General features: G+C 71.1%; 21 protein-coding genes. 14 read left to right on the top strand and 7 right to left on the bottom strand.

Annotated elements, in window-relative coordinates; all coding sequences use genetic code 11:
- Positions 1-24: 24 nt before the first annotated feature.
- From J7357_RS14950 to J7357_RS14965, 4 genes are all read right to left on the bottom strand, one after another.
- Positions 25-1,128, bottom strand: coding sequence for a PLP-dependent cysteine synthase family protein (locus J7357_RS14950; protein WP_010343816.1), 1,104 nt, complete (start codon positions 1,126-1,128; stop codon positions 25-27).
- Positions 1,129-1,248: 120 nt separating this feature from the next.
- Positions 1,249-1,461, bottom strand: a complete 213-nt coding sequence (locus J7357_RS14955; protein WP_209247632.1) for a heavy-metal-associated domain-containing protein — start codon at positions 1,459-1,461, stop codon at positions 1,249-1,251.
- Positions 1,462-1,495: 34 nt separating this feature from the next.
- Positions 1,496-3,934: a heavy metal translocating P-type ATPase gene (locus J7357_RS14960; protein ID WP_209247634.1), complete on the bottom strand. Its 2,439-nt coding sequence runs from the start codon at positions 3,932-3,934 to the stop codon at positions 1,496-1,498.
- Complete coding sequence (locus J7357_RS14965) at positions 3,931-4,371, bottom strand: heavy metal-responsive transcriptional regulator (RefSeq protein WP_209247636.1); 441 nt, start codon at positions 4,369-4,371, stop codon at positions 3,931-3,933. The genes J7357_RS14960 and J7357_RS14965 overlap by 4 nt, the downstream gene beginning before the upstream one ends.
- A gap of 116 nt (positions 4,372-4,487) precedes the next feature.
- On the opposite strand from J7357_RS14965, the gene J7357_RS14970 reads away from it, so the two are divergent.
- The 3 genes from J7357_RS14970 (at position 4,488) to J7357_RS14980 (ending at position 8,050) form a co-directional block, all read left to right on the top strand.
- Complete coding sequence (locus J7357_RS14970) at positions 4,488-4,895, top strand: CopL family metal-binding regulatory protein (RefSeq protein ID WP_209247638.1); 408 nt, start codon at positions 4,488-4,490, stop codon at positions 4,893-4,895.
- 120 nt (positions 4,896-5,015) lie between these two features.
- On the top strand, positions 5,016-6,824 hold the full coding sequence (locus J7357_RS14975; protein WP_209247640.1) for a copper resistance system multicopper oxidase: 1,809 nt from the start codon (positions 5,016-5,018) through the stop codon (positions 6,822-6,824).
- Positions 6,825-7,072: 248 nt separating this feature from the next.
- Entirely contained in the window at positions 7,073-8,050 is a 978-nt protein-coding gene (locus tag J7357_RS14980) for a copper resistance protein B (protein WP_244667554.1), read from the top strand.
- Positions 8,051-8,344: 294 nt separating this feature from the next.
- Here J7357_RS14980 and J7357_RS14985 read toward each other — a convergent pair whose 3' ends face one another.
- Positions 8,345-8,818: a hypothetical protein gene (locus tag J7357_RS14985; RefSeq protein ID WP_209032510.1), complete on the bottom strand. Its 474-nt coding sequence runs from the start codon at positions 8,816-8,818 to the stop codon at positions 8,345-8,347.
- Between the two features lie 173 nt (positions 8,819-8,991).
- The gene (locus tag J7357_RS14990; protein WP_209247644.1) at positions 8,992-9,708 is read right to left on the bottom strand and encodes a TetR family transcriptional regulator; all 717 of its coding nucleotides are present in this window, start codon (positions 9,706-9,708) and stop codon (positions 8,992-8,994) included.
- Positions 9,709-9,815: 107 nt separating this feature from the next.
- Here J7357_RS14990 and J7357_RS14995 point away from each other — a divergent pair, with 107 nt between their 5' ends.
- Positions 9,816-10,946 carry an NAD(P)/FAD-dependent oxidoreductase gene (locus J7357_RS14995; RefSeq protein ID WP_209247646.1) on the top strand — a complete coding sequence of 377 codons (1,131 nt, stop codon included), beginning with the start codon at positions 9,816-9,818 and terminating at the stop codon, positions 10,944-10,946.
- An 87-nt stretch (positions 10,947-11,033) separates the two neighbouring features.
- Here the strand turns inward: J7357_RS14995 and glmS are convergent, their stop codons facing one another.
- Positions 11,034-12,866, bottom strand: a complete 1,833-nt coding sequence (gene glmS, locus J7357_RS15000; protein ID WP_209247955.1) for a glutamine--fructose-6-phosphate transaminase (isomerizing) — start codon at positions 12,864-12,866, stop codon at positions 11,034-11,036.
- Positions 12,867-13,156: 290 nt separating this feature from the next.
- Between glmS and J7357_RS15005 the strand changes: the two genes are divergently transcribed.
- From J7357_RS15005 to J7357_RS15050, 10 genes are all read left to right on the top strand, one after another.
- A complete protein-coding gene (locus J7357_RS15005; RefSeq protein ID WP_209247648.1) occupies positions 13,157-14,425 on the top strand; it encodes an efflux RND transporter periplasmic adaptor subunit in 1,269 nt (422 codons plus the stop codon).
- A gap of 128 nt (positions 14,426-14,553) precedes the next feature.
- Positions 14,554-15,270, top strand: coding sequence for an ABC transporter ATP-binding protein (locus J7357_RS15010; RefSeq protein ID WP_209247650.1), 717 nt, complete (start codon positions 14,554-14,556; stop codon positions 15,268-15,270).
- Positions 15,271-15,298: 28 nt separating this feature from the next.
- On the top strand, positions 15,299-16,621 hold the full coding sequence (locus J7357_RS15015) for an ABC transporter permease (protein ID WP_209247652.1): 1,323 nt from the start codon (positions 15,299-15,301) through the stop codon (positions 16,619-16,621).
- Positions 16,622-16,636: 15 nt separating this feature from the next.
- On the top strand, positions 16,637-17,851 hold the full coding sequence (locus J7357_RS15020; RefSeq protein WP_209247655.1) for an FtsX-like permease family protein: 1,215 nt from the start codon (positions 16,637-16,639) through the stop codon (positions 17,849-17,851).
- Between the two features lie 12 nt (positions 17,852-17,863).
- On the top strand, positions 17,864-19,174 hold the full coding sequence (locus J7357_RS15025; protein WP_209247657.1) for an ABC transporter permease: 1,311 nt from the start codon (positions 17,864-17,866) through the stop codon (positions 19,172-19,174).
- Entirely contained in the window at positions 19,171-20,412 is a 1,242-nt protein-coding gene (locus J7357_RS15030) for an FtsX-like permease family protein (protein WP_209247659.1), read from the top strand. Before J7357_RS15025 ends, J7357_RS15030 begins: the two co-directional genes overlap by 4 nt.
- A 13-nt stretch (positions 20,413-20,425) precedes the next feature.
- Positions 20,426-21,721, top strand: a complete 1,296-nt coding sequence (locus tag J7357_RS15035) for an ABC transporter permease (protein ID WP_209247661.1) — start codon at positions 20,426-20,428, stop codon at positions 21,719-21,721.
- Between the two features lie 46 nt (positions 21,722-21,767).
- Positions 21,768-22,994 carry an FtsX-like permease family protein gene (locus J7357_RS15040; RefSeq protein WP_209247663.1) on the top strand — a complete coding sequence of 409 codons (1,227 nt, stop codon included), beginning with the start codon at positions 21,768-21,770 and terminating at the stop codon, positions 22,992-22,994.
- A 49-nt stretch (positions 22,995-23,043) separates the two neighbouring features.
- Entirely contained in the window at positions 23,044-24,345 is a 1,302-nt protein-coding gene (locus tag J7357_RS15045) for an ABC transporter permease (protein WP_209247665.1), read from the top strand.
- Positions 24,346-24,382: 37 nt separating this feature from the next.
- Positions 24,383-25,603 (top strand): FtsX-like permease family protein, encoded by a 1,221-nt coding sequence (locus J7357_RS15050; protein WP_209247667.1) that lies wholly within the window; start codon positions 24,383-24,385, stop codon positions 25,601-25,603.
- Positions 25,604-25,701 lie beyond the last annotated feature (98 nt).

Raw genomic sequence — 25,701 nt, forward strand, 5'->3', positions numbered from 1 at the left:
CCGGCCATGAACGACAGATGGCGGTCAGTCCAGCGCGGCACAAGGCAGCGGCGGCAGGCCGGCACCGGCCACCGCCGCGGCCAGCTGCGCATCGGCCTGCTCCACGTCGATGCCCTGCTCGGCGTACCACTGCGGCCGGTAGTAGCTGTGCACGTAGCGCTCGCCGCTGTCGCACAGGATGGTGACGATGGCGCCGCTGCGGCCCTGCTCGCGCATGCGCGTGGCCGCCTGCAGCACACCGACGAAGTTGGTGCCGGTGGAGCCGCCCACGCGCCGGCCCAGGCGCGCGCTGACGTAGCGCATCGCCGCCAGGCTCAGCGCGTCGGGCACCTTGACCATCGCATCGACACAGCTGGGGATGAAACTCGGCTCCACCCGCGGCCGGCCGATGCCTTCGATGCGCGAGCCGCCGGTGCTTTCCAGGCCGGCATAGTCGCGCCCGGCCAGCGCCTCGCGGTAGCCGTCGAAGAACAGCGACACTTCCGGATCGGCGCACAGGATGCGGGTGGGATGGCGCCGGTAGCGCACGTAGCGGCCGAGCGTGGCCGCGGTGCCGCCGGTGCCGGGGCTGCACACGATCCACGCCGGGATCGGATGCGGCTCCTCCTGCATCTGCCGGAAGATCGACTCGGCGATGTTGTTGTTGGCGCGCCAGTCGGTGGCGCGCTCGGCGTACAGGAACTGGTCCATGAAGTGGCCGCCGGTCTCGCGCGCCAACTGCACCGAATCGGCGTGCAGGTCGCAGGCGCGCCCGACCAGGTGGCAGCGCCCGCCCTGGAACTCGATCGCGGCGATCTTCTCCGGCGAGGTGGTAGCCGGGATCACCGCGATGAACGGCAGCCCCAGCAGGCGCGCGAAATACGCCTCGGACACCGCGGTGGAGCCGCTGGAGGCCTCGATCACCGGGCGCCCCTCGCGCAGCCAGCCGTTGGCCAGCGCGTACAGGAACAGCGAGCGCGCCAGGCGGTGCTTGAGGCTGCCGGTGGGATGGCTGGACTCGTCCTTGAAGTACAGGTCGATGCCGGGGAAACCGGGCAGGTCCAGCGGGATCAGGTGGGTATCGGCCGAGCGGTTGAAGTCGGCTTCGATCTTCTGGATGGCGGCGGCCACCCAAGCGCGATGGGTCATGACGATGCGGGAGCGGAGAAACCGCGCCCACGATACACGCCCGGCCGCGCGCCCGGACCATGCGCGGCAGCGGCCGCCACGCCGGCGTTCACCCGGGAGGACGCGGCGCCGGGGCGGCGCTCAGCCGGCGACCACGCTGAAGCCGGCGTCGGCGATCGCCTGCTCCAGCGCGGCCACGTCGATGCGCGCGGGGTCGTAGTCGATGCCGACGCGCCCGCCTTCCAGCAGCACCGTGCTGGCGGCCACGCCCGGGCAGGCGTCGAGCACCCGCTGCAGCCGTGCGCTGCAGCCGCCGCAGCTCATGCCGTGAACCAGAAGATCGAGATGGTGCATGTCAGGCTCCAGGGTCAGGAAATCGAATCCGCGCTCATTGCGGACGCCAGCGATTCAGCAGCAGCGCGTTGCCCAGCACCGAGACCGAACTCAGTGCCATCGCCGCGCCGGCGATCACCGGGTTGAGCAGACCGAACGCGGCCAGCGGGATGCCCAGGCCGTTGAAGACGAAGGCGAAGAACAGGTTCTGGCGGATCTTGCGCACCGTCGCCGCGGACAGGTCGATGGCGGCGGCGACGCCGGCCAGGTCGCCGTGCATCAGCACCACGTCGGCCGCCTCGATGGCGATGTCCGAGCCGCTGCCGATGGCGAAACTGACATCGGCTGCGGCCAGCGCCGGGGCATCGTTGATGCCGTCGCCGACCATGCCCACGTGTGCGCCCGGCACGGCCTGCAGCCGGCGCACGTGCGCGGCCTTGTCCTGCGGCAGCACCTCGGCCTGCACCTGCTGGATGCCGAGCCGCACGGCCACCGCCTGCGCCGCGTGGCGGTTATCGCCGCTGAGCATGGTCACCGCGATGCCGCGCGCCTGCAGTAACGCCACCGCCTCGGCGGCATCCTCGCGCAGCGGATCGGCGATGGCGATGTAGCCGGTCACCGTGCCGTCCACCGCCACCCCGACCACGCTGTGGCCCTGCGCCTGTGCCGCCTCGGCCTGGCGGCGCAGCGCCGGGTCGGCCGGCGCGGCGACCAGGCCGTCGAGCCACGCCAGCGCGCCCAGCGCCACCTCGCGCCCGTCCACGCGGCCGCGCACGCCCTGCCCCGGCAGCGTCTGCACTGCCTCGGCCGACGGTGCCGGCACGGCCGCGCGCACGCCCAACTCGGCGGCGCGCTGCACGATGGCGCGCGCCAGCGGATGCGCCGACCCGGTCTCCAGCGCCGCGGCCAGGCGCAACAGCGGCGCGGTCTCGGCCGCGTCGGCGACCAGCACCGCAGTCACCTGCGGCTGGCCCAGGGTCAGGGTGCCGGTCTTGTCGACCACCAGCGCGGTCAGCGCACGAGCGCGTTCCAGCACCTCGGCGTCGCGGATCAGGATGCCGGCGCGCGCGCCGACGCCGGTGCCGACCATGATCGCGGTCGGCGTGGCCAGGCCCAGCGCGCACGGGCAGGCGATCACCAGCACCGCCACCGCGTGCACCAGCGCCTCGGCGAAGCTGCCGCCCAGCGCCCAGGTCGCGCCCAGGGTGAGCGCGGCGATGCCCAGCACCGCCGGCACGAACACCGCGGCGATGCGGTCGACCAGGCGCTGGATCGGCGCGCGCGAGCCTTGCGCGGCATCGACCATGCGCACGATCTGCGCCAGCAGGGTGTCCGCGCCGACCCCGGTGGCGCGTGCGCGCAGCAGGCCCAGCTGATTGACCGTGGCCGCATGCAGGCGGCTGCCCGGCGCCTTGGCCACCGGCATGGCCTCGCCGGAGAGCATGGCCTCGTCCACGCTGGAGTGGCCGTCGAGCACCTCGCCGTCCACCGGCACGCGCTCGCCGGCGGCGACCACGAACACGTCGCCGACCGCCAGTTCCGCCGCATCCACCTCCACGATGGCGCCGTCGCGCTCGACCCGCGCGGTGGTCGGCGCCAGGTCGAGCAGCGCGCGCACCGCCGCGGTGGTACGGCGCTTGGCGCGTGCCTCCAGTAAACGCCCGAGCAGCACCAGGGTGATGACGCTGGTGCTGGCCTCGAAGTACACGTGCTGGCCGTGCAGGCCGGCCACGGTGACCACGGCGCTGTACAGATAGGCCATGCCGGTGCCCAGCGCGACCAGCACATCCATGTTGGCGCTGCCGTTGCGCAGCGCGCGGTAGCCGGCGCGGTAGAAGCGGGCGCCGATCCAGCACTGCACCGGCGTGGCCAGCAGCAACTGCAGCCAGCGCGGCAGCGGCTCGGCATGCGCGCCGCGCAGGGCGTCGCCATCCAGCATGCCGAGCATCTGCCCCCAGAACGGCAGCGTCAGCAGCACCGCCGCGGCGAACAGGCCCAGCTCGCGGCGCCAGGCGCGCCGCTCGCTGCGCTCGCGCTCGGCCAGCTGCGCCGGGTCCATGGCCTGGGCGACGCGCGCGCCGAACCCGGCGCGTTCGATCCGTGCGACCAGCTCCGCCGGCGCAACCGCACCAGGCACGATCTCCACCCGCGCCTTGGCCGAGACCAGGTTGGCGTGGCCGGCGAGCACGCCGGGGGTCTTCGCCAGCACCGCATCGATCGACGCCACGCAGGACGCGCAGTGCAGGCCGCTGAGTTCCAGGGTCACGGTCTGGGTCGGCACGCGGTAGCCGGCGTGCTGGATGCGCTGCAGCAGCGTCGGCAGGTCCACCTGCTGCGGGTCGTAGTCCACCTGCACGCGCGCGCCGGCGTAGCTGGCCTGCGCCGCCACGCCGGGCAGACGCGTGAGCGCTTTTTCCACGCCCGCCGCGCAGGCGGCGCAGGTCATGCCTTGCACCGGCAGCGTCAGCGACGTGGTGGCCCGGTCTGCGCTCATCGCGACGGCTCGCCAGCGGCATCGCCGCGGATGTCGCCCAGGATCGGGCAGGCGTCCGGCGCGCCGTGGCCGGGACAATCCTCGACCAGGGCCGCCAGGGTCTCGCGCATCTCGGTCAGCTCGGCGATACGCCGATCCAGCGCCTGCAGGCGTGCGCTGGCGCGCTGCTTGATGCCCTCCACGCCGTGTACGCGATCGTCCTGCAACGCCAGCAACTCGCCGATCTCCTCCAGCGAAAAGCCCAGCTCCTTGGCGCGGCGGATGAAGCGCACCCGCTGCACCGCCGCGGCGTCGTACTCGCGGTAGCCCGAGGCGCGGCGTGGGGCGGGCGGCAGCAGGCCCTGGCGCTCGTAGTAGCGCACGGTGTCGATGGCGACGTCGGCCTGGCGGGCGAGCGCGCCGATGGTGAAGCGGGCGGTGGCGGGGTCGGATCGCATGCGCACACCCTACTCCCTGGACTCGGGTCCAGAGTCAAGCCTTGCCGCATGGCGGTCGCTTGCTGCGCACGCCGGCTTCGGTATCCTCTTCCGTTCCCGCTACCACCCTGCCGCCTGTGCCGACCTTCGCCGTCCTGCTGCGCCTGCTGCTGTGCCTGAGCCTGCTGCTCAAAGGCACCGCGGCCGCCATGGCGATGCCCGGCATGCCGGCGCACGGCAGCGCGGCGCACGAAGCGGCTGCCACCGTCGCCAGCGTGGTGCCGGCGCATGCGGCGATGCCCTGCCACGACGCACCGCCACCGCCGCCGGCCGATCACGGCGAGCACTGCCACGACCATGCCGGCAAGCACGGCAACTGCGGCGGCATGGCCGGCTGCCAATGCCCGCACGCGCAACCGCTGCCGGCCTTGCTGGCGATGCCGCTGGCGCTGCCACGCTTGCCCCGCACCCTGATTGCCGCCGTTCCCCAGGCCGCGCACGGCGCGCCCGGCCTGCCGCGGCTGGAGCGCCCTCCCAGCGCCTGAGCGCGCGCGGCCGCCTGCTGGGCGGTCTCCCGGCGGCAGCGCACAGGCGCTGCCGCGTCCGTGCCTGCAGCGCTCCGTCGGCGCTGTGCGGCGCATCGCATCCGCTTACGGACATCGCACATGAACCCATCTTCTTCCGGCCTGCCGGCGCTGCCGTCGCGGCGCCGCTTCGTCACCGGGCTGGCGCTGGGCGCCGCCGCCGGCCTCACCGGGCTGCCGCTGCGCCACGCCCAGGCCAGCACACTGGCGCGCAACGGCGCCGCGCCCTACGTGCTGCACGGCACCGACCTGGACCTGAGCATCGGCAGCACGCGGGTCAACTTCACCGGGCGCGAGCGTCCCGCCATCGCGGTCAACGGCAGCGTGCCGGCACCGCTGCTGCGCTGGCGCGAAGGCGACACCGTGACCATCCGCGTGGCCAACCGCCTGCCCGGCCACACCCAGACCTCGGTGCACTGGCACGGCCTGCTGCTGCCGGCCAACATGGACGGCGTGCCGGGCATGAGCTTCGACGGCATCTACCCGGGCGAGACCTACCAGTACCGCTTCGCCCTGCGCCAGTCCGGCACCTACTGGTACCACAGCCATTCGCTGCACCAGGAGCAGGCCGGGCTGTACGGCGCCATCGTCATCGACCCGCGCGAGCCGCCGCCGTACCGCTACGACCGCGAACACGTGCTGTTGCTGTCGGACTGGACCGACCTGGACCCGGCGGCGCTGTTCCGGCGGCTGAAGCAGATGCCGTCCTACGACAACCTGTACCAGCGCACTGTCGGCGATTTCCTGCGCGACGCGCGCGAGGACGGGCTGCGCGCCACCCTCGCCGACCGCGGCATGTGGGGGCGCATGCGCATGACGCCGAGCGACCTGTCCGACGTCAACGGCAACACCTACACCTACCTGCTCAACGGCATGACCCCGGGCGGCAACTGGACCGGGCTGTTCCGCCCCGGCGAGAAGGTGCTGCTGCGCTTCATCAACGCCTCCAGCATGAGCTACTTCGACGTGCGCATCCCCGGGCTGAAGATGACCGTGGTCGCCGCCGACGGCCAGTACGTGCATCCGGTGAGCGTGGACGAGTTCCGCATCGCCGCGGCCGAGACCTTTGACGTGCTGGTCGAGCCCAGCGGCCAGGACGCCTACACGGTGTTCGCCCAGGACATGGGCCGCACCGGCCACGCGCGCGGCACCCTGGCCGTGCGCGAGGGCCTGCAGGCGCCGGTGCCCGCGAACGATCCGCGTCCGTTGCTGCGCATGCAGGACATGGGCCATGCGATGGCCGGGCACGCCGGCATGGACCACGGCGCCGGCACGGCCATGCAGGGCATGGAAGGCGGCTGCGGCGCGAGCATGCACATGGCCGGCATGCCGGGCATGGACCACGCCGCGCACGCGGCTGCCGCCGCACCTGCGCATCCGCGCAGCGAACGCGGCAATCCGCTGGTGGACATGCAGTCCTCCGCCACTGCGCCGCGGCTGGACGACCCTGGCATCGGCCTGCGCGACAACGGCCGCCGCGTGCTGAGCTATGCCGACCTGCACAGCCTGTTCGAGGACCCGGACGGACGCGAGCCGGGACGCGAGATCCAGTTGCACCTGACCGGCAACATGGAGAAGTTCGCCTGGTCGTTCGACGGCATTCCCTTCGCCAGCGCCGAGCCGCTGCGGCTGAACTACGGCGAGCGCCTGCGCATCGTGCTGGTCAACGACACGATGATGCAGCACCCGATCCACCTGCACGGCATGTGGAGCGACGTCGAGGACGCCGCCGGCCGCTTCCAGGTGCGCAAGCACACCGTGGACATGCCGCCGGGCACGCGCCGCAGCTACCGCGTGCGCGCCGATGCGCTGGGCCGCTGGGCCTACCACTGCCACCTGCTGTACCACATGGACGGCGGCATGATGCGCGAAGTGCGGGTGGACGCATGAGCCGCTTCCCTCTCGCTCCGCTCGCCCAGGCCACCGGCATGGCACTGCTGTTGGCGCACGCCGTGGCGCAGGCACAGCATGTCCACGCGGCCGACAGCGACGCCGATCTCCCTGCCGCGCCCTGCGCCTGCCCGGCGTCCGCTGCCAGCATGCCCATCGCGGACGCGACAACGGCACCGCAGCCCGACGCGGCAATACACGGTGCTGTGGACCACACCGCAATGGGGCATGCCGCGCACGCGCCAGCCATGCACGCCGCGCCTGCCACGCAGACCACGGCAGAGCACGCCGACGCCATGTCGCACGAGCACATGGACCACGCCACGATGGACCAGGCGGCCGCGCCGGCGTCGCAGGTCGAGCATGGCGAACACGCGCACTCCGCACGCGACGGCATGCATCACGACCGCATGGACCATGCGACGCCGTCGGCGCCCGGACCGACAGCGACAGCGACAGCGACAGCGACAGCGACAGCGTGCCACTGTCCCGCGAGCGCCGACACGTCGCTGCCGCGCGAGCCGATCCCGCCGATCACCGCCGCCGACCAGGCGGCGGCGTTCCCGGTGCTGCGCGACCACGGCATGGCGCACGGCGCGGCGCGCACCGGCTACCTGCTGGTCGATCGCCTGGAGCGCTGGGACAACGCCCGCGGCAGCGGCCAGGCCTGGGAAGCGCGCGGCTGGTACGGCGGCGACATCGACCGGCTGTGGCTGCGCAGCGACGGCGAACGCGAGGGCGGCCGCACCACGGCGTCCTCGCTGGAACTGGCCTACGGGCGCGCGATCTCGCCGTGGTGGGACGTGCTGATCGGCGGTAGGCAGGCGTTCGCGCCGGGCAGCGCGCGGACCTCGGCCGCGTTCGGCGTGCAGGGCATGGCGCCGTACAAGTTCGAGGTCTCGGCCATGCTGTACGTCGGCGCAGGCGGCCATGCCAGCCTGCACCTGGAAGGCGAATACGACGTGCTGCTGACCAACCGGCTGATCCTGCAGCCACGGCTGGAGGCGGAACTGGCCGTGCGCGACGATCCGGCGCACCGCACCGGCAGCGGCCTGGCCACCGTGGAGGGCGGACTGCGCCTGCGTTACGAGATCACGCGGCGGTTCGCGCCGTACATCGGCGTGGACCACGTCCGCCACTTCGGCGACACCGCCGAGCTGCGCCGCGCCGACGGCGAGGCGGTGCGCGAGACGCGTTGGGTCGCGGGCCTGCGGTTCTGGTTCTGACGGTTCTGGTGTCGAGCTGCGGGTGCGCGCTCCGGCGGCAAGGACGCGCCCCCGCAGCGAAACGCGACGTCGCCGCCAGAGCGATGCGCGTCGCGCGCCAGGCGCACGCACGGCTCTCTCCACACCCGGGCACCGCAAACGGCCGTGCGTCCGTAGGAACGGCTTCAGCCGCGAGGGGCTTTCCCGGGAATGCCCGTCGCGGCTGAAGCCGCTCCTACGAGATGCGGCACCGGGAGCCCGGCACAGCGCATCAGGCACCGACGGCGACGAACGCTGGACGTGCCTCTTCGCCGTTCACGCGTGCAGCGCCGCCTGCAATGCCTCTACTTCGTGGCGTGGCGGACGCAGCGCGCCCAGCGTGCGGACCAGCTCCCGGTAGCTGCGTGCGAGTTGCCCGAACAGGCTGGCGTCGCTGTCGCGGGTTTCGGCGACTTCGGCGTAGGCGCCGCGGCCCAAGTCGATGAAGTAGTCCACGCTGACCCGGCGCCGCGCCGCCACGCCGGGGAACAGCCCGGCGATCAGCAGGCAGCCGTCGCCGACCTCACGCAAGGCGTCGGCACGTGCACGCCCCACCTGCTCCTGCGCATGCAGCCACGCCAGCGCCTGGATGCGCGCCAGCAACTGCGCGTCGCGCTGGTAGCGCAGCAGCACGAACACCAGATAGTGCTCGCGCGATTCGTCAAGCGGCCGGCCCAGGCGCTGCCCGGCCTCGTGCACCAGCGCCTGCCACAACTCGGCCGGCGCCCCCTGTCTGAAAGACTCGTACATGCGTCCTCCTGCGTGGCGGGAACCCTCGCAGGAAGCTTATGCATAACCCGCGCCACACTGCTGGCAATGTCCACGCACAAGTGCCAGCGTTCGCGTCGTGACCAGCGGCGTCATGCGGCGCTCGCAGCTGCGCGCCATGTGCCACCTCGCGCAGCGCTCGGTGCCCGGATCGTTCAGGACCTGCGGCGCTTGCGGACGTCGCCGGTCGCCGGCGCAGCGCCCTGCGCCAGGATGCCGGCGAGGATCAGGTCGATCCCGGCGACGAAATCCAGACGGTCGTCGTGCGTGCGCAGCGCGGTGGCCATGCTGCGCACGAACGGATACGCGGCCGGATCGAGCCGCGACCACATGCCCGCCATCGCATCCAGGGCCTCGCTGCGGACAAGCCCCTGGGTCAGCGCCAACTGCGTGTTGGCCGCGTTCTGTCCGCTCACGCCGAGCATGTAGTTGAGCAGCGCGGACACCGCCGCCCATTGCGCGGCGTCGGCCACACCGAGCGCGCGCAGCGGCTGGCCCAGGCCTTCGATGATGCGCACGATCGGCAACTGTCCCGGCGCCTGCCACAGCGCCGACCCGATCCACGGATGCGCATCGATCGCGTCGAACATGGCCAGGGCCAGCGCGCGGATGGCGGCCTGCGGCGTGGCGCCTGCCGGTGGCGGCGGCAGGCTGCGCGCGATGACGGCGTCGCAGGCGGCGGTCAGCAGATCGCGCTTGTCGGCGATATGGCCATACAGGGCGCCCGGTCCGGTGGCGAGCCGTTCGGACAGCGCGCGGAAGGTCAGGCCGGCTTCGCCGTCGCGATCGAGCAGGGCGATCGCCGCGTCGACGATCTGCTCGCGCGACAACGCGGCATCGCGGCGGGACGGGCTGGGGCGTGGCTTGGCCATGGCCGATCTTGACACGAATGGAACGTCATTCCAATATGATGGAACGACGTTCCATCACCCATGCGCCGCGCGCTTCGCTGCGCGCGCCACGCCTTCGAGGTCCCCGGATGCACACTCCCATCGCGATCATCGGCGCCGGACTGGGCGGGCTTGCGCTCGCCCGCGTGCTGCACCTCCACGGCATCGCCGCAACGCTCTACGAAGCCGAGGCATCGGCCGAGGCGCGCCCGCAGGGCGGCCTGCTCGACATCCACGAATACAACGGGCAACTGGCGCTCAAGGACGCCGGGCTGTACGCGCAGTTCCGCGCGCTGGTGTTGCCCGGCGCGGATGCGAAACGCGTGGTCGGCGCGCACGGGACGCTACTGGTGGAGCGGCCGGACATCGCCGCCGGCAGTCGGCCGGAGGTGGATCGCGGGCAGTTGCGCCGCCTGCTGCTCGATGCGCTTCCGGCCGGCGCGGTGCGCTGGGGCCACAAGCTCGCCGGCGTGTCGCCGCTCGGCGAGGGGCGGCATCGGCTGCACTTCGGCAATGGCGCCACGGTCACCACCGACCTGCTGGTGGGTGCGGATGGCGCCTGGTCGAAGGTACGGCCCTTGCTGTCCGCTGCGGTGCCCGCCTACAGCGGCATCACCTTCGTCGAGACCTGCCTGTTGCACGCCGACACCCGGTATCCGGCCAGCGCGCACCTGGTCGGCGGCGGAACGCTGATGGCGGTCGCACCGGGCAAGGGCGTGCTCGCGCACCGCCATGCCGACGGCATGTTGCAGGCCTATGTGGCGCTGGTCAGGCCGGAGGCATGGTTCGACGGCATCGACGCTGCAGTGCCGGCGAGCGCGATGGCGCGCATCGCCGCGGAGTTCGCCGGCTGGGCGCAAGCGCTGACCGCGTTGATCACCGCCAGCGACACACCACCGGTGCTGCGTCCGATCCACGCCTTGCCGGTCGACCATCGCTGGGAGCGCGTCCCCGGCTTGACCCTGCTCGGCGATGCGGCGCACCTGATGTCGCCGTTCGCCGGCGAAGGCGCCAATCTCGCGCTCCACGATGGCGCCGAGCTGGGCAAGGCCATCGCCGCGCATCCTGGCGCGATCGACGCCGCGCTGGCCATGTACGAAGCCGAGCTGTTCGCGCGCAGCGCGCCGTTCGCCCGCGAATCGCAGCGCAACCTCGCCCTGTTCTTCGACGACACCGCGCCGCAGAGCCTGGTCGATTTCTTCAACGGCATCGGCGCCTAGCGCTCAGCGACAGCCCGGCGCCGCGGCGGACATCGCCACGGCGCTCAGCCTGCGCATCGCTGGCGCACCGAACGCGACTGAGCGCGCTTACTCCACCGTCACCGACTTGGCCAGGTTGCGCGGCTTGTCCACGTCGGTGCCGCGCGCCAGCGCGGTGTGGTAGGCCAGCAACTGCACCGGCACGGTGTGCAGCACCGGGCTGAGCACGCCGGCGTGGCGCGGCGTGCGGATCACGTGCACGCCCTCGGATTCGTTGAAGTTGCTGTCCTGGTCGGCGAACACGAAGAGTTCGCCGCCGCGCGCGCGCACTTCCTGCATGTTCGACTTCACCTTCTCCAGCAGGGTGTCGTTGGGCGCGATCACCACCACCGGCATGTTGGCGTCGACCAGCGCCAGCGGGCCGTGCTTGAGTTCGCCGGCCGGGTAGCCCTCGGCGTGGATGTAGGTGATTTCCTTGAGCTTGAGCGCGCCTTCCAGGGCGATCGGGTAATGCAGGCCACGGCCCAGGAACAGCGCGTTGTGCTTGTCGGCGAAGCGCTCGGCCCACACCGCGATCTGCGGTTCCAGGTTGAGCACGTGCTGCACGCTGCCGGGCAGGTAGCGCAGTTGCTCCAGGTACTCGGCCTCCTGCTCGGCGCTCAGCCGCCCGCGACGCTTGGCCAGCACGCAGGTGAGCTGGAACAGCGCCGCCAGCTGGGTAGTGAAGGCCTTGGTCGAGGCCACGCCGACCTCGGCGCCGGCGCGGGTATACAGCACCATCGCGCTGGCGCGCGGAATCGCGCTCTCGGGCACGTTGCAGATCGACAGCGTCTTGGCATGGCCCAGCGCCTTGGCGTACTTGAGCGCCTCCATCGTGTCCAGGGTTTCGCCGGACTGTGAGATGGTCACGATCAACTGCCGCGGGTTGGCGCAGGCATCGCGGTAGCGGTACTCGCTGGCGATCTCCACGCTGCACGGCAGCCCGGCGATGCCTTCGATCCAGTAGCGCGCGGTGAGGCCGGCGTAGTAGCTGGTGCCGCAGGCCAGGATCTGCACGGCGTCCACGTCGGCCAGCAGCGCCTCGGCCTTGCTGCCGAACAGCGCGGTGTCGAAGCCGCCGGCGTCGAACAGCGCCTCCAGGGTGTCGGCCAGCGCGCGCGGCTGCTCGTGGATCTCCTTCTGCATGAAGTGGCGGTACGGCCCCAGTTCCAGCGAGGCCAGCGACACGTCGGAGACGTGCGGCTCGCGCTGCACCGGCTGGTCCTGCGCGTCGTACACCTGCACGCCGTCGCGGCGCAGTTCGGCGGTATCACCTTCTTCCAGGAAGATCACCCGGCGCGTGGCCTGGATCACCGCCGAGACGTCGGAAGCGATGAAGTTCTCGCCCTCGCCCAGGCCGATCAGCAGCGGGCAGCCCATGCGCGCGCACACCAGCAGGTCCGGGCGCGACTTGCTGACCGCGGCCACGGCATAGGCCCCGGTCAGTTCCTTTACCGCCGCCTGCAGCGCGCCGAGCAGGTCGCGGCCCTGGTCGATGTAGTGGTGGATCAGGTGGGCGATGACCTCGGTATCGGTCTGCGATTCGAACACGTAGCCGAGCGCGGTCAGGCGCTCGCGCTGCTGTTCGTGGTTCTCGATGATGCCGTTGTGGACCAGGGCCAGGTCGCCGTGGCTGACGTGCGGGTGCGCATTGGCCTCGGTGACGCCGCCGTGGGTGGCCCAGCGGGTGTGGCCGATGCCCAGCGGCGCGTGCAGTCCCTCGGCCTGCGCGGCGCTTTCGGTCTCGGCCACGCGGCCGGTGCGGCGCACGCGGCGCACCTGCCCGTCGGCGATGGCGGCGATGCCGGCCGAGTCGTAGCCCCGGTATTCCAGGCGCTTGAGCCCTTCGATCAGGACCGGGACCACATCGCGATCCGCGATCGCACCGACGATACCGCACATAGCCACGCCCTTCCCGAAAAGTCCGCCATTCTAGCCAAGTCCGCTGAATGTCTCGCCGCTGTCCTCTGCAGGACCCAGGCGAGTCACCCATTCCCGGGTATGCCGCGCCTGCCAGGCACAACCCGAAGGGCCACGGTTGCGCGGGGATTGATGACACGTCCTAGTGTCCGCGAACGTGTCCGCGGACACCCGGACACCTGTCCGCGCCGGCCGCACCCATACAATTCAACGACTTGCAGTTGGCACGCATCGTGCGATGGAGTCCCCATCCTCACCGCTGCGATCGTCCGATGATCCGTGACACCTCCGCCCAGGACCAGGTTCTCGCCCGCCCCCGCTCCGCCGCCTGGCGCCGCTGGCTGTGGCCCGGGGCGATCGCCGCGCTGGTGCTGCTGGGCATCGCCTTCGCCGCGCGCGGCTGGATCGCCGGCAGCCGCTCGTTCGACGCGCAGCGCGTGCGCATCGCCACGGTGACCCGCGGCGACCTGGTCCGCGACATCTCCGCCGACGGCCGCCTGATCGCCGCCAACAGCCCCACCCTGTACGCCATCTCCGGCGGCACGGTGACCCTGAAGGTGGTCGCCGGCGACGTGGTCAAGCAGGGCCAGGAGCTGGCCGAGATCGACAGCCCGGAGCTGCGCAGCAAGCTGGCCCAGGAAGAGGCCACCCTGGCCGGCCTGGAAGCGGAGGCCGGCCGCGCCGACCTGGACGCGAGCCTGGCCCGCGCCAACGCCAGCAAGCTGATCGACCAGGCGCAGATCGAACGGCAGGCCGCCAGCCGCGACCTGGAGCGCTACCAGCGCGGCTACGAAGGCGGCGCGGTGCCGCAGGTGGAACTGGCCAAGGCCCAGGACACGCTGAAGAAGGCCGACATCGCGATGAGCCACGCGCAGAAGGATTCCGGCCTGCAGGCGCAGGGCGCCTCGCTGGACGCGCGCAACAAGCGCCTGCTCGCCGAGCGCCAGCGTGCGGTGGTGGCCGAGGTGAAGCGCCAGGTCGACCTGCTGACCCTGCGCTCGCCGTTCGACGGCCAGGTCGGCCAGGTGCAGGTCTCGCAGCACACCAACGTCGCCGCCAACGCGCCGGTGCTGAGCGTGGTCGACCTGTCCAAGTTCGAACTGGAGATCAAGGTGCCGGAAAGCTTCGCCCGCGACCTGGCGATCGGCATGCCGGCGCAGTTGACCAGCGGTGCCGGCGAGCCGTTCGCCGGGGCGATTTCGGCGGTGTCGCCGGAAGTGGTCAACGGCGAGGTCAACGCGCGCATCCGCTTCACCGACAAGCAGCCGCCGGGCCTGCGCCAGAGCCAGCGCATGAGCGCGCGGGTGCTGCTGGATACCCGCAAGAACGTGCTCAAGCTCGAACGCGGCCCGTTCGTCGAACAGTCCGGCGGCCGCTACGCCTACGTCATGGACGGCGACTCGGCGGTGCGTCGCCCGGTCGAACTCGGCGTCACCAGCCTGGGCGAGGTCGAAGTGCGCTCGGGCCTGCAGCCGGGCGACCGGGTGGTCGTCTCCGGCAGCGATCTGTTCGGCGACGCCCCGCAGGTCACGGTGCATTGAAGGCCGGGATTGGGGAGTCGGGAGTGGGGATTCGTCAGCCCCTCCCGCTCTCCTTTCCCGGCTGCTGATTCCGAATCCCGACATCTCCAATCCCCAATCCCCGCTCCACCACCACAGGAACTCACGCCATGCTCGAAATGCGCTCCGTCTCCAAGGTCTTCCGCACCGAACAGGTCGAGACGCATGCGTTGCGCTCGCTGGACCTGCATGTCCGCGAGGGCGAGTTCGTCGCCGTCACCGGGCCGTCGGGTTCGGGCAAGACCACCTTCCTCAACATCGCCGGCCTGCTGGAGACCTTCACCAGCGGCCAGTACCTGCTCGACGGCCAGGACGTCAGCAACCTCAACGACGATGCGCGCTCGCGCATGCGCAACCAGAAGATCGGCTTCATCTTCCAGGGCTTCAACCTGATTCCCGACCTCAACCTGTTCGACAACGTCGACGTGCCGCTGCGCTACCGCGGCATGGGCGCCGCCGAGCGCAAGCAGCGCATCGAGGAGGCGCTGAGCCGGGTCGGGCTGGGCTCGCGCATGAAGCACTATCCGTCCGAACTGTCGGGCGGCCAGCAGCAGCGCGCGGCGATCGCCCGCGCCCTGGCCGGCAGCCCGCGCCTGCTGCTGGCCGACGAACCGACCGGCAACCTCGACTCGCAGATGGCGCGCGGGGTGATGGAACTGCTGGAGGAGATCAACGCGCAGGGCTCGACCATCGTCATGGTCACCCACGACCCGGAACTGGCCGCGCGCGCGCAGCGCAACGTGCACATCGTCGACGGCCAGGCCACCGACCTGCAGCGCGACCCGGTGCTGGTGCACGGCGGCAGCGACGCCGCGGCCATGCGCTGACCGGCACGGCGACGGCGCGGAGATCGACATGCTCGGCTACTACTTCCAGCAAGCGTGGCGCAGCCTGCGCCGCAGCCCGGTGCTCACCGCGCTGATGGTGCTGTCCATCGCCGTGGGCATCGGCGCGGCGATGACCACGCTGACGGTGATGCGGTTGCTCTCCGGCGACCCTCTGCCGGGACGCAGCCAGCAGATCTTCTTCGCGCAACTGGATCCGCGCCCCAGCAACGGCGCCAACCAGAAGCCGTACGACAAGCTCGACTACCCCTCGGCCATGGACCTGTGGAAGCGCGGGCGCGCCGATCGCCAGGCCATGGTCGCCGAGAGCGAGATCAAGGTGCACGCGGCGGACAGCGCCGCACCGCCCTTCATGACCCAGTTGCTGATGACCCAGGCCGATTTCTTCCCGATGTTCCAGGTGCCGTTCGCCTACGGCAGCGGCTGGCGCGCGCGCGAGGACGAGGACCGGGCGCGGGTGGCAGTGATCTCGTCCGATCTCAACGCCAAGCTGTTCGGCGGACGCAACAGCGTCGGACGCAACCTGCTGGTGCGCGGCACCGCGGTGCGCATCGTCGGCGTGCTGGCGCCGTGGCGGCCGTCGCCGCTGTTCTACACCTTGGCCGGCGGCAGCTTCGCCCATGGCGATACCGGCAGCTTCTACGGACGGCCGCAGGACGTGTTCATGCCGCTGTCCAGCAGCCTGGAGGTCAACGACGGCCACGTCCAGCCGTGGACCTGCTTCGGCAAGCCGGACGCGAACATGGACCTGCGCAGCGCCCCGTGCGTGTGGCTGCAGTTGTGGGTGCAACTGGACACGCCGGCGAAGATCGCCGACTACCGCCGGCTGCTGGCCGACTACGCCGCGCAGCAGCATGCCGCCGGGCGCATCGGCCGTGCCGACACCGCACGCCTGCTGTCGCTGCCGCAATGGCTGGACCACAACCGCGTGGTGCCGGGCGATGTGCGCCTGCAGAGCTGGCTGGCGCTGGCGTTCCTGGGCCTGTGCCTGTTCAACAGCGTCGGCCTGCTGCTGGCCAAGTTCCTGCGCCGCGGTGGCGAGATCGGCGTGCGCCGCGCGCTGGGGGCCTCGCGCCGCGCGATCTTCGCGCAGTGCCTGACCGAGGCCAGCGTGATCGGCCTGGTCGGCGGCATCGGCGGTTGGCTGCTGACCCTGATCGGCCTGTGGAGCGTACGCCAGCAGCCCACCGCCTACGCCGACCTCGCACACCTGGACCTGACCACGTTCGCCGGCACCTTCGCCCTGGCGATCGCCTGCAGCCTCGCGGCCGGCCTGTTCCCCGCCCTGCGCGCCAGCCGTATCGCGCCAGCCATGCAACTCAAGAGTCTGTAACCGGGGCCCGCGACCATGCAGATCACGCCCATCCTCAGCGCGCTGTCGCGCCATCGCATTGCGGCCACGCTGATCGCGCTGGAAGTGGCGCTGGCCTGTGCGGTGCTGTGCAACGCCTTCTTCCTGATCGGCAACCGCCTGGACCTGGTGCATCTGCGCAGCGGCATCGACGAATCCGCGCTGGGCCTGGTGACGCTGTCCGGCTGCGACGGCTGCAACGATGCCGATGTCAACGCGCGCGCGCTGGATGCGGTGCGGCGCACGCCCGGCGTGCGCGCGGCCGGCGCCATCAACACGGTTCCGTTCGCGCCACCGGCGTTCAACAACGGGCTGTGCCTGGACCAGGACTGCACCCAGGTCGGCGGCGTGCCGCACTTCTACATGCTCAGCCCGGGCGCTGTCGCCGCGCTGGAACTGAAGCCGGACAGCGGCCGCGCGTTTGCCGACGCGGACTACCAGCCGCTCGTCAACGGCCTCCCGACCGCGGCCGGCGTGTGGATCACACGGGCGCTGGCCGCGCATCTGTGGCCGGGCCAGGATCCGCTGGGGAAGGAGTTCTGGGCCGGCGGCCATTTCCGCGTGATCGGCACGCTGGCGCATCTGGCGCGCCCCGACCCCGGCCGCAGCGAGGACGGCGTGATCGGCAGCGACTGGTCGGTGGTGCTCCCGGTGCGCGAAGCCGCGCAGTCCGGCACCTACGTGCTGCGTGCCGATCCGCGCGACCTGCCACGGGTGTTGGCGCAGGCGCGCGCAGCGGTGGCGCGTGCGGTGCCAGAGGCGGTGCTGGACAACGCCAACAGCCAACCGCTGGACGCGCTGCGCCAGACCTACTTCCAGAGCGACCGCGCGATGACCGGGCTGCTGGTCGCAATCATCGTCGCGATGCTGCTGGTGACCGCGCTGGGCATCGTCGGCCTGGCCAGCTTCTGGGTGCAGCAGCGCACCAAGCAGATCGGCATCCGCCGCGCGCTCGGCGCGACCCGCCGCGACATTTTGCGCTACTTCCAGACCGAGAACCTGCTCATCGTTGGCGCCGGCGTGGCGCTGGGCATGCTGCTGGCCTACGGCGGCAACGTGCTGCTGATGCACGTCTTCGAACTGGAACGGCTGCCGGCCAGCTACCTGCCGGTCGGCGCGCTGCTGCTGTGCGCGTTGGGCCAGCTCGCCGTGCTCGGCCCGGCCCTGCGCGCCGCCGCCGTCGCCCCCGCCACCGCCACCCGCAGCGCCTGACCCGGAGCCCGCATGTTCGCCTACTACCTCCGCCTGGCGCTGCGCAGCTTCGGCCGCAACCGCATCCTCACCGCGCTGATGGTGCTGGCGGTGGCGCTGGGCATCGGCGCGTCGATGACCATGCTGACCGTGCTGCATACGCTCTCCGGCGACCCGCTGCCCGGGCGCAGCGCCACGCTGTTCCATCCGCAACTGGATCCGCGTCCGCGCAACCTGCCCAGCGCCGACCCCGAGCCGCCGGACGAACTGACCTGGCAGGACGCGACCGCGCTGTATCGGGCGCAGGCGGCGCCAGCGCAGACCATGACCAGCGCGAACTGGCTGCCGGTGCGCCAGACCGTGCCCGACAGCCCGCTGCGCATGCTGACCACGCGTGCCGCCACGGCCGACCTGTTCGGCATGTTCGGCATGCGCTTCGTGTACGGCAGCGGCTGGAGCCGGCACGACGACAGCCAGCGCGCGCCGGTGGTGGTGCTGAGCCGCAAGCTCAACGACGCGCTGTTCGGTGGCGCGGACAGCGTCGGCAAGACCCTGACCATCGCCACTCGCCCGTTCCGGGTGATCGGGGTGATCGACGCCTGGAACGCGCAACCGCGCTTCTACGATCTCAACTCCGGCGCGTACACGCCGCCGGAGGAACTGTACATGCCGTTCGAGACCTGGCTGGACCTGCCGCAGGACTACGGCTACGGGCCGATGCAGTGCTGGGGCAAGGATGGCGAGGCCGGCCTGCACGACCCCAAGGCCGCGCAATGCACCTGGGTGCAGTACTGGGTGCGGCTGGACACGCCCGAGCAGGTGCGGCGCTACCGCGCGGCGCTGGAAGCCTACAGCGCGCAGCAGCGCCAGCTCGGCCGCTTCGAACGCGCCCCCAACACCCGCCTGCGTAGCCTGGTCGACTGGCTGGACTACAAGCGGGTGGTGCCGGCCACGGTGCGCATGCAGACCTGGATCGCCTTCGGCGTGCTGCTGGTGTGCCTGCTCAATGCGGTCGGCCTGCTGGTCGCCAAGTTCATGCGCAAGGCCGGCGAGATCGGCGTGCGCCGCGCGCTCGGCGCCAGCCGCCGCGCGGTGTTCGCGCAATGCCTGGCCGAATCGGCGCTGATCGGCTGCCTGGGCGGCCTGCTCGGCATTCCGCTGACCTGGATCGGCCTGTGGCTGGTGCGCCAGCAACCGGTGGCCTACGCGCAACAGGCGCATGCCGATCCCGCGATCCTGGGCATCGCCCTGGCCGTGGCCACGCTCTCGGCGCTGGCCGCCGGCCTGTGGCCGGCCTGGCGCGCCTCGCGCATCGCCCCCGCCCTGCAGGTGAAATCGCTATGACTCCGCTGCCTCCGGTACGCCCCATCCTGTCGGCGCTGGGCAGCCATCGCGCCGCGGTGGTGCTGATGGCGCTGCAGATCGCCCTGACCCTGGCGGTGCTGTGCAACCTGGTGTTCATCATCGCCCGCACCTACCAGCGCGTGCAGACCCCGACCGGGGTGATGGAACAGGATATCGGCCTGATCCAGAGCATCAGCGTGGTCGGCGAGCCGGGCAGCGTCAGCAGCGTCGGCCGCAGCCTGGACCTGCTGCAGGCGGTGCCCGGCGTGGAGGCTGCGGCGTTCGGCACGCCGCCGCTGTGGGGCCCGACGCAGGCGCAACTGTTCCTGCAGCCGCAGGCCACGCAACCGGTCGCCCGTGCCCGCCTGTTCCTCGGCAGCCAGGGCCTGAACCGCACGCTGGGCATCCGCATCGTCGCCGGCCGCGACCTGCGCGATGCGGAACTCACCGGCGCCTCGGACCTGTTCGGCGCGCCGCCGGAGATCGAGCGGCGCCTGCCGGCGCTGATCACGCCCTCGCTGGCCGCCAAACTGTTCCCCGGCGCGTCGCCGCTGGGGCGCACGCTCTACACCAGCACCTTCAACCAGCCGGTGCGCCTGGACATCGTCGGGGTGATGGCGCCGGTGCGCGGCGAGATCACCGGCCACGACGACGATGCCGATGCGCTGCTGACCGAGATCCGCATCGGCAGCGAAGGCTGGGGCGGCGGCTACTTGATCCGCAGCACGCCGGGGCAGCTGGCGCAGGCGCTGCCGCGCGCGGCCGCGGCGATGCAGCGCGCCAACCCGACCTACGTGCAGCAGCGGGTGAGCACCATGCAGGAACTGCGGGCCGAGTACTTCAAGAGCGACAGCGCAGTGGCGCGGATGCTGCTGGCGATCATCCTGATCCTGCTCACCGTCACCGCGCTGGGCATCGGCGGGCTGGCCAGTTTCTGGGTGCAGCAGCGCACCCGGCAGATCGGCATCCGCCGCGCGCTCGGCGCCACCCGCGGCGACATCCTGCGCTACTTCCAGACCGAGAACCTGCTGATCGTCGGCGGCGGCGCGCTGCTCGGCGCGGTGCTCGCCTACGTCATGAACCAGTGGCTGATGCAGCGCTTCGAACTGGAGCGACTGTCTTCGCCGACCGTGCTCACCGGCATCGTCGCGGTGTGGCTGCTCGGCCAGCTCGCCGTCCTCGGCCCGGCCCTGCGCGCCGCCGCCGTCCCGCCCGCCACCGCCACCCGCAGCGCCTGACCCCGGAGCTCCCATGTTCGGCTACTACGTCCGCCTCGCCTTGCGCAGCTTCCGCCGCAACACCGTCCTCACCGCGCTGATGGTGCTGGCCATCGCCTTGGGCATCGGCGCCAGCATGACCACGCTGACCGTGTTCCACGTGCTCTCCGGCGACCCGATTCCGCAGAAGAGCGATCGCCTGTTCTACGTGCAGGTCGATCCGCAGCCCAAGGCCGGTTTCCAGCCGGGCGAGGAACCGGATTCGCAGAACACGCGCTTCGATGCCGAGGCGCTGCTGCGCGAGAAGCGCGCCAAGCGCCAGGCGCTGATGACCGGCGGCAGCGTGGCGATCGAACCGACCAAGAGCGGCCTGAAGCCATTCAAGTCGGAAGTGCGCTTCACGTCGGCGGACTTCTTCCCGATGTTCGACACGCCGTTCCAGTACGGCCACGGCTGGACCGGCACCGAAGACGAGCGCCACGACCGCGTGGTGGTCATCAGCAGGAAGCTCAACGAGAAGCTGTTCGACGGCGCCGACAGCGTCGGCCGCGAACTGCGCATGGACCAGAACACCTTCCGCATCGTCGGCGTGCTCGACACCTGGGAGGTCAAGCCGCGCTTCTACGACGTCACCAACACCTATGGGTCGGACGAACAGGCCTATCTGCCGTTCTCGGTAGCGATGGACCTGAAGATGGACCGCAACGGCAGCATGAACTGCTTCGGCGACAGCAACGGCGACCAGACCGCGCTCAATGCGCCCTGCACCTGGGTGCAGTACTGGGTGGAACTGGAGAACCCGGCGCAGGCTGCCGACTACAAGGCCTACCTGGAGAACTATTCGGCCCAGCAGCGCGCCGCCGGGCGCTTCCAGCGCCCCAACAACGTGCGCCTGCGCAACGTCATGCAGTGGCTGGACCACAACGAAGTGGTGCCCGGCGACGTGCGCCTGCAGCTATGGCTGGCGATGGGCTTCCTGCTGGTGTGCCTGCTCAACACCGTCGGCCTGCTGCTGGCCAAGTTCCTGCGCCGCAGCGGCGAGATCGGCGTGCGCCGCGCGCTCGGCGCTTCGCGTGGGGCGATCTTCGCGCAATGCCTGGTGGAGGCCGGCGCCATCGGCCTGGCCGGCGGCGTGGCCGGCCTCGGCCTGGCCACGCTCGGCCTGTGGGCCGTGCGCCAGCAGCCGGCCAGCTACGCCAAGCTGGCGCACCTGGATCCGAGCATGCTGGCGCTGACCTTCGCGATGGCGGTGGGCGCCAGCCTGCTCGCCGGCCTGTTGCCGTCGTGGCGCGCCATCCAGGTCGCGCCCGCCCTGCAGCTCAAGTCCTGATCCTGCGCGCCCTGCGCCTTCCACGCATTCTCACAAGGTCATCGCCATGGATATCCGCCCCATCCTGTCCACCCTGCGCCGGCACAAGACCGCCGCCGCGCTGATCGTGCTGGAGATCGCCCTGGCCTGCGCGATCGTCTGCAACGCGCTGTTCCTGATCGGCAACCGCATCGAGACCCTGCACCGGCCCAGCGGCATCGCCGAGTCGGAACTGGTGACGATCTCGCTGGGCGGCATAGGCCAGCAGGTCAACGCCGCCGCGCGCACCCGCGAGGACCTGGCCGCGTTGCGCGCGGTGCCCGGCGTGCGTAACGCCACCGTGCTCAACCAGGTGCCGTTCGTGCACTACTCCTGGAACACCAGCCTGTCGCTGAGCGCGGACCAGGAGCGGCCCACCCTCAATGCCGCGCAGTACATGGCCGAGGAAGGCACGCTGAAGACCCTGGGCCTGAAGCTGGTGGCCGGGCGCGATTTCTCCCCCGACGAGTACATGGATCTGGAAGCCGCGCAGACCGACAAGCGGATCCAGGAGAAGGGCACCGCCATCATCCTCAACCGCGCCACCGCGGAGAAGATGTTCCCGGGGCAGAACGCGCTGGGCAAGACCGTGTATACCGGGCCGGTGGGCGCCCGCGTGGTCGGCATCGTCGAGACCCTGGCGCGGCCCACCGCCACCAGCGGCCTGGCCGAGATCGACTACGCGATGCTGCTGCCGTTTCGGCTGAACTACACCGACGGGCTGTACGTGCTGCGGGTTACCGACCCGGCGCGGCGCCAGGAAGTGCTGAACGCGGCCACCGCGGCGCTGATGAAGGTCGACAGCAGCCGCCTGGTACTCAAGCAGCAGACCTACAGCGAGATCCGCGACGCCTACTTCCAGGGCGACCGCGCGATGGTGTGGCTGCTCGGCGCGGTCTGCGTGGCGTTGCTGATCGTCACCGCGCTGGGCATCGTCGGCCTGGCCAGCTTCTGGGTGCAGCAGCGCACCAAGCAGATCGGCATCCGCCGTGCGCTCGGCGCCACCCGCGGGCAGATCCTGCGCTACTTCCAGACCGAGAACTTCCTGCTGGCCAGCACCGGCATCGTGCTCGGCATGCTGCTGGCCTACGCCATCAACCAGTGGCTGATGGGCAAGTACGAACTGCCGCGGCTGCCGCTGGCCTACCTGCCGATCGGCGCGGTGGCGCTGTGGCTACTGGGCCAGCTGGCGGTGTTCGCGCCGGCGCGCCGCGCCGCCGACGTGCCGCCGGCCGTGGCCACCCGCAGCACCTGACCCATCCCCTTGGCCGGCTCCGGCCGGCCTTTTTTCTTCAGGACGCCCGATGTTCGGCTACTACTGCAAACTGGCGCTGCACAGCTTAGGTCGCAACCGCCTGCTGACCGCCCTGATGGTGCTGGCGATCGCGGTCGGCATCGGCGCGTCGATGACCACGCTGACCGTGTTCCACGTGCTGGCGGCCGATCCCATTCCCGGCAAGAGCGCGCAGTTGTTCAACGTCGAGTTCAACATCGCGCCGGACGACCACTACGATCCGAACGACACCGATCCGCAGCAACTGACCCGGCGCGACGCCGAAGCGTTGCTGCGCGACAAGCGCGGCGACCGCCAGGCGATGATGTCCGCCGGCGGCGTGACCGTGGTGCCGGCGCAGGCGAACCAGTCGCCGTTCGGCGCCGAGGCACGCTACACCAGCGCCGATTTCTTCCCGATGTTCGCGGTGCCGATGCGCTATGGCCACGCCTGGACCGCAGACGACGATGCCCGGCGCGCACGTGTCGCGGTGATCTCGCGGCGACTCAATGCCCAGCTGTTCGGCGACGCCAACAGCGTCGGCCGCCAGCTCCAGCTGGGCGATGCCGTGCTGCGCGTGGTCGGGGTGATCGACGCCTGGGACATGAACCCGCGCTTCTACGACCTGACCAACACCGAGTATGGCGACAGCGAAGAGGTGTTCGTGCCGTTCTCCACCGCGCGCGACCTGGACCTGGACGTCAGCGGCTCGATGTCCTGCTGGGGCGACCATGCCGGCAACAGGACCAGCGCGAACGCACCCTGCGCCTGGATCCAGTACTGGGTGGAACTGGACACCCCCGCCAAGCGCATCGCCTATCTGGATGCGCTGCAAGCCTATGTGCGCCAGCTGCGCGACGCCGGCGGCTTCCGCCACCAGCCGGACATCCGCCTCAGCGACGTGATGACCTGGCTGGACCGCAACCACGCCGTGCCCTCCGACGTGCGCCTGCAGGTGGGGCTGGCGCTGGCGTTCCTGGGCATCTGCCTGCTCAACACCGCCGGGCTGATGCTGGCCAAGTTCCTGCGCCACAGCGGCGAGATCGGCGTGCGCCGCGCGCTCGGCGCCGCGCGGCGCACGATCTTCGCCCAGCACCTGATCGAAGCGGCGGCGATCGGGCTGGCCGGCGGCGCCGGCGGCCTGCTGCTGGCCTGGATCGGCACCTGGCTGGTGCGGCAGCAGCCGGCCGACTACGCCGCGCTGGCGCACCTGGACGGCCGCATGTTGCTGCTCGCCCTGGCGCTGAGCCTGGGCAGCAGCCTGCTCGCCGGCGCGCTGCCGGCCTGGCAGGCGATGCGCGTGTCCACCGCCCTGCAGCTCAAGTCGCAATGACGCGCCGCGCGCGCCCTCTCCGCCAGGAACTCCCATCGTGTCCCTCCATCCCATCCTCTCCAGTCTGCGCAAGCACCGCGTCGCCGCCAGCCTGATCGTGCTGGAGATCGCCTTCAGTTGCGCCGTCGTCTGCAACGCGCTGTTCCTGATCGATCAGCGGCTCGAACGCATGCAGCGGCCCAGCGGCGCCGCCGAGCAGGAACTGGTGCAACTGCGCAGCCGCAGCGTGGTCAGCGACGGCAACAGCGCCGCGCAGACCCGCGCCGACCTAGACGCGCTGCGACGCATTCCGGGTGTGCGCGAGGCCAGCATCATCAACCAGCCGCTGTTCGGCGACTCGCTCGGCTACAGCGGCGTGTCGCTGCGCCCGGACCAGGAACGCAGCACCCTGCATGCGGTGCAGTACTTCGGCGACGCGCGGCTGCTCGATACCCTGGGGCTGCATCTGGTCGCAGGGCGCCGCTTCGCGGACGACGAGTTCATCGACGACGCGCAACTGCGCGATCCAGTGGCCAAGCGCATCCCGCCCTCGGTCATCCTCAGCCAGTCGCTGGCGCAACGCCTGTTCCCCGGCCAGAACGCCGTGGGCCGCACCATCTACGTCTACGGCGAACACCGCGTCGTCGGCGTGGTGCAGCGCCTGGTGCAACCCCGCGAAGGCGGGAGCACCGGCCACTACGAGGACACGATGCTGTTCCCGGTGAACGTTCCCTACGATCGCGGCACCTACCTGCTGCGCGTGCGCGATCCGGCGCAGCGCGAGGCGGTGTTGCGGCAAGCCAAGGCGACGCTGTCGCAACACGGTCCACGGCGGATGGTGAACCGCACCAAGACCTTGCAGCAGGCGCGTGCAGACTATTACCGCAACGACCAGGCGATGGCGTGGCTGCTGGTCGGGGTCTGCGTCGCGCTGCTGCTGGTCACCGCGCTGGGCATCGTCGGCCTGACCAGCTTCTGGGTGCAGCAACGCACCAAGCAGATCGGCATCCGCCGCGCGCTCGGCGCCACCTGCACGCAGATCCTGCGGCATTTCCAGTTGGAGAACTTCCTGCTCGCCAGCGCCGGCATCGTCCTCGGCATGCTGCTGGCCTATGCCGCCAACCTGTATCTGATGAGCGCCTACGAACTGCCGCGGCTGCCGTTGTGGTACCTGCCGATCGGCGCGCTGGCGCTGTGGCTGCTCGGCCAGCTCGCGGTGCTGCTGCCCGCGCGCCGCGCCGCCGCGGTGCCGCCGGCGGTGGCCACGCGCAGTGTCTGAGGCGCCGATGCACGCAGGCACGACAATCTCCACGCAGACTGCGATGATGCCGCCTGGTCCGTTTTTCTTCGCCGGCGCGCCGTTCCGCGCCCAAGGTG

The organism is Xanthomonas sp. D-109, assembly GCF_017746095.1.
Classification (GTDB): domain Bacteria; phylum Pseudomonadota; class Gammaproteobacteria; order Xanthomonadales; family Xanthomonadaceae; genus Xanthomonas_A; species Xanthomonas_A sacchari.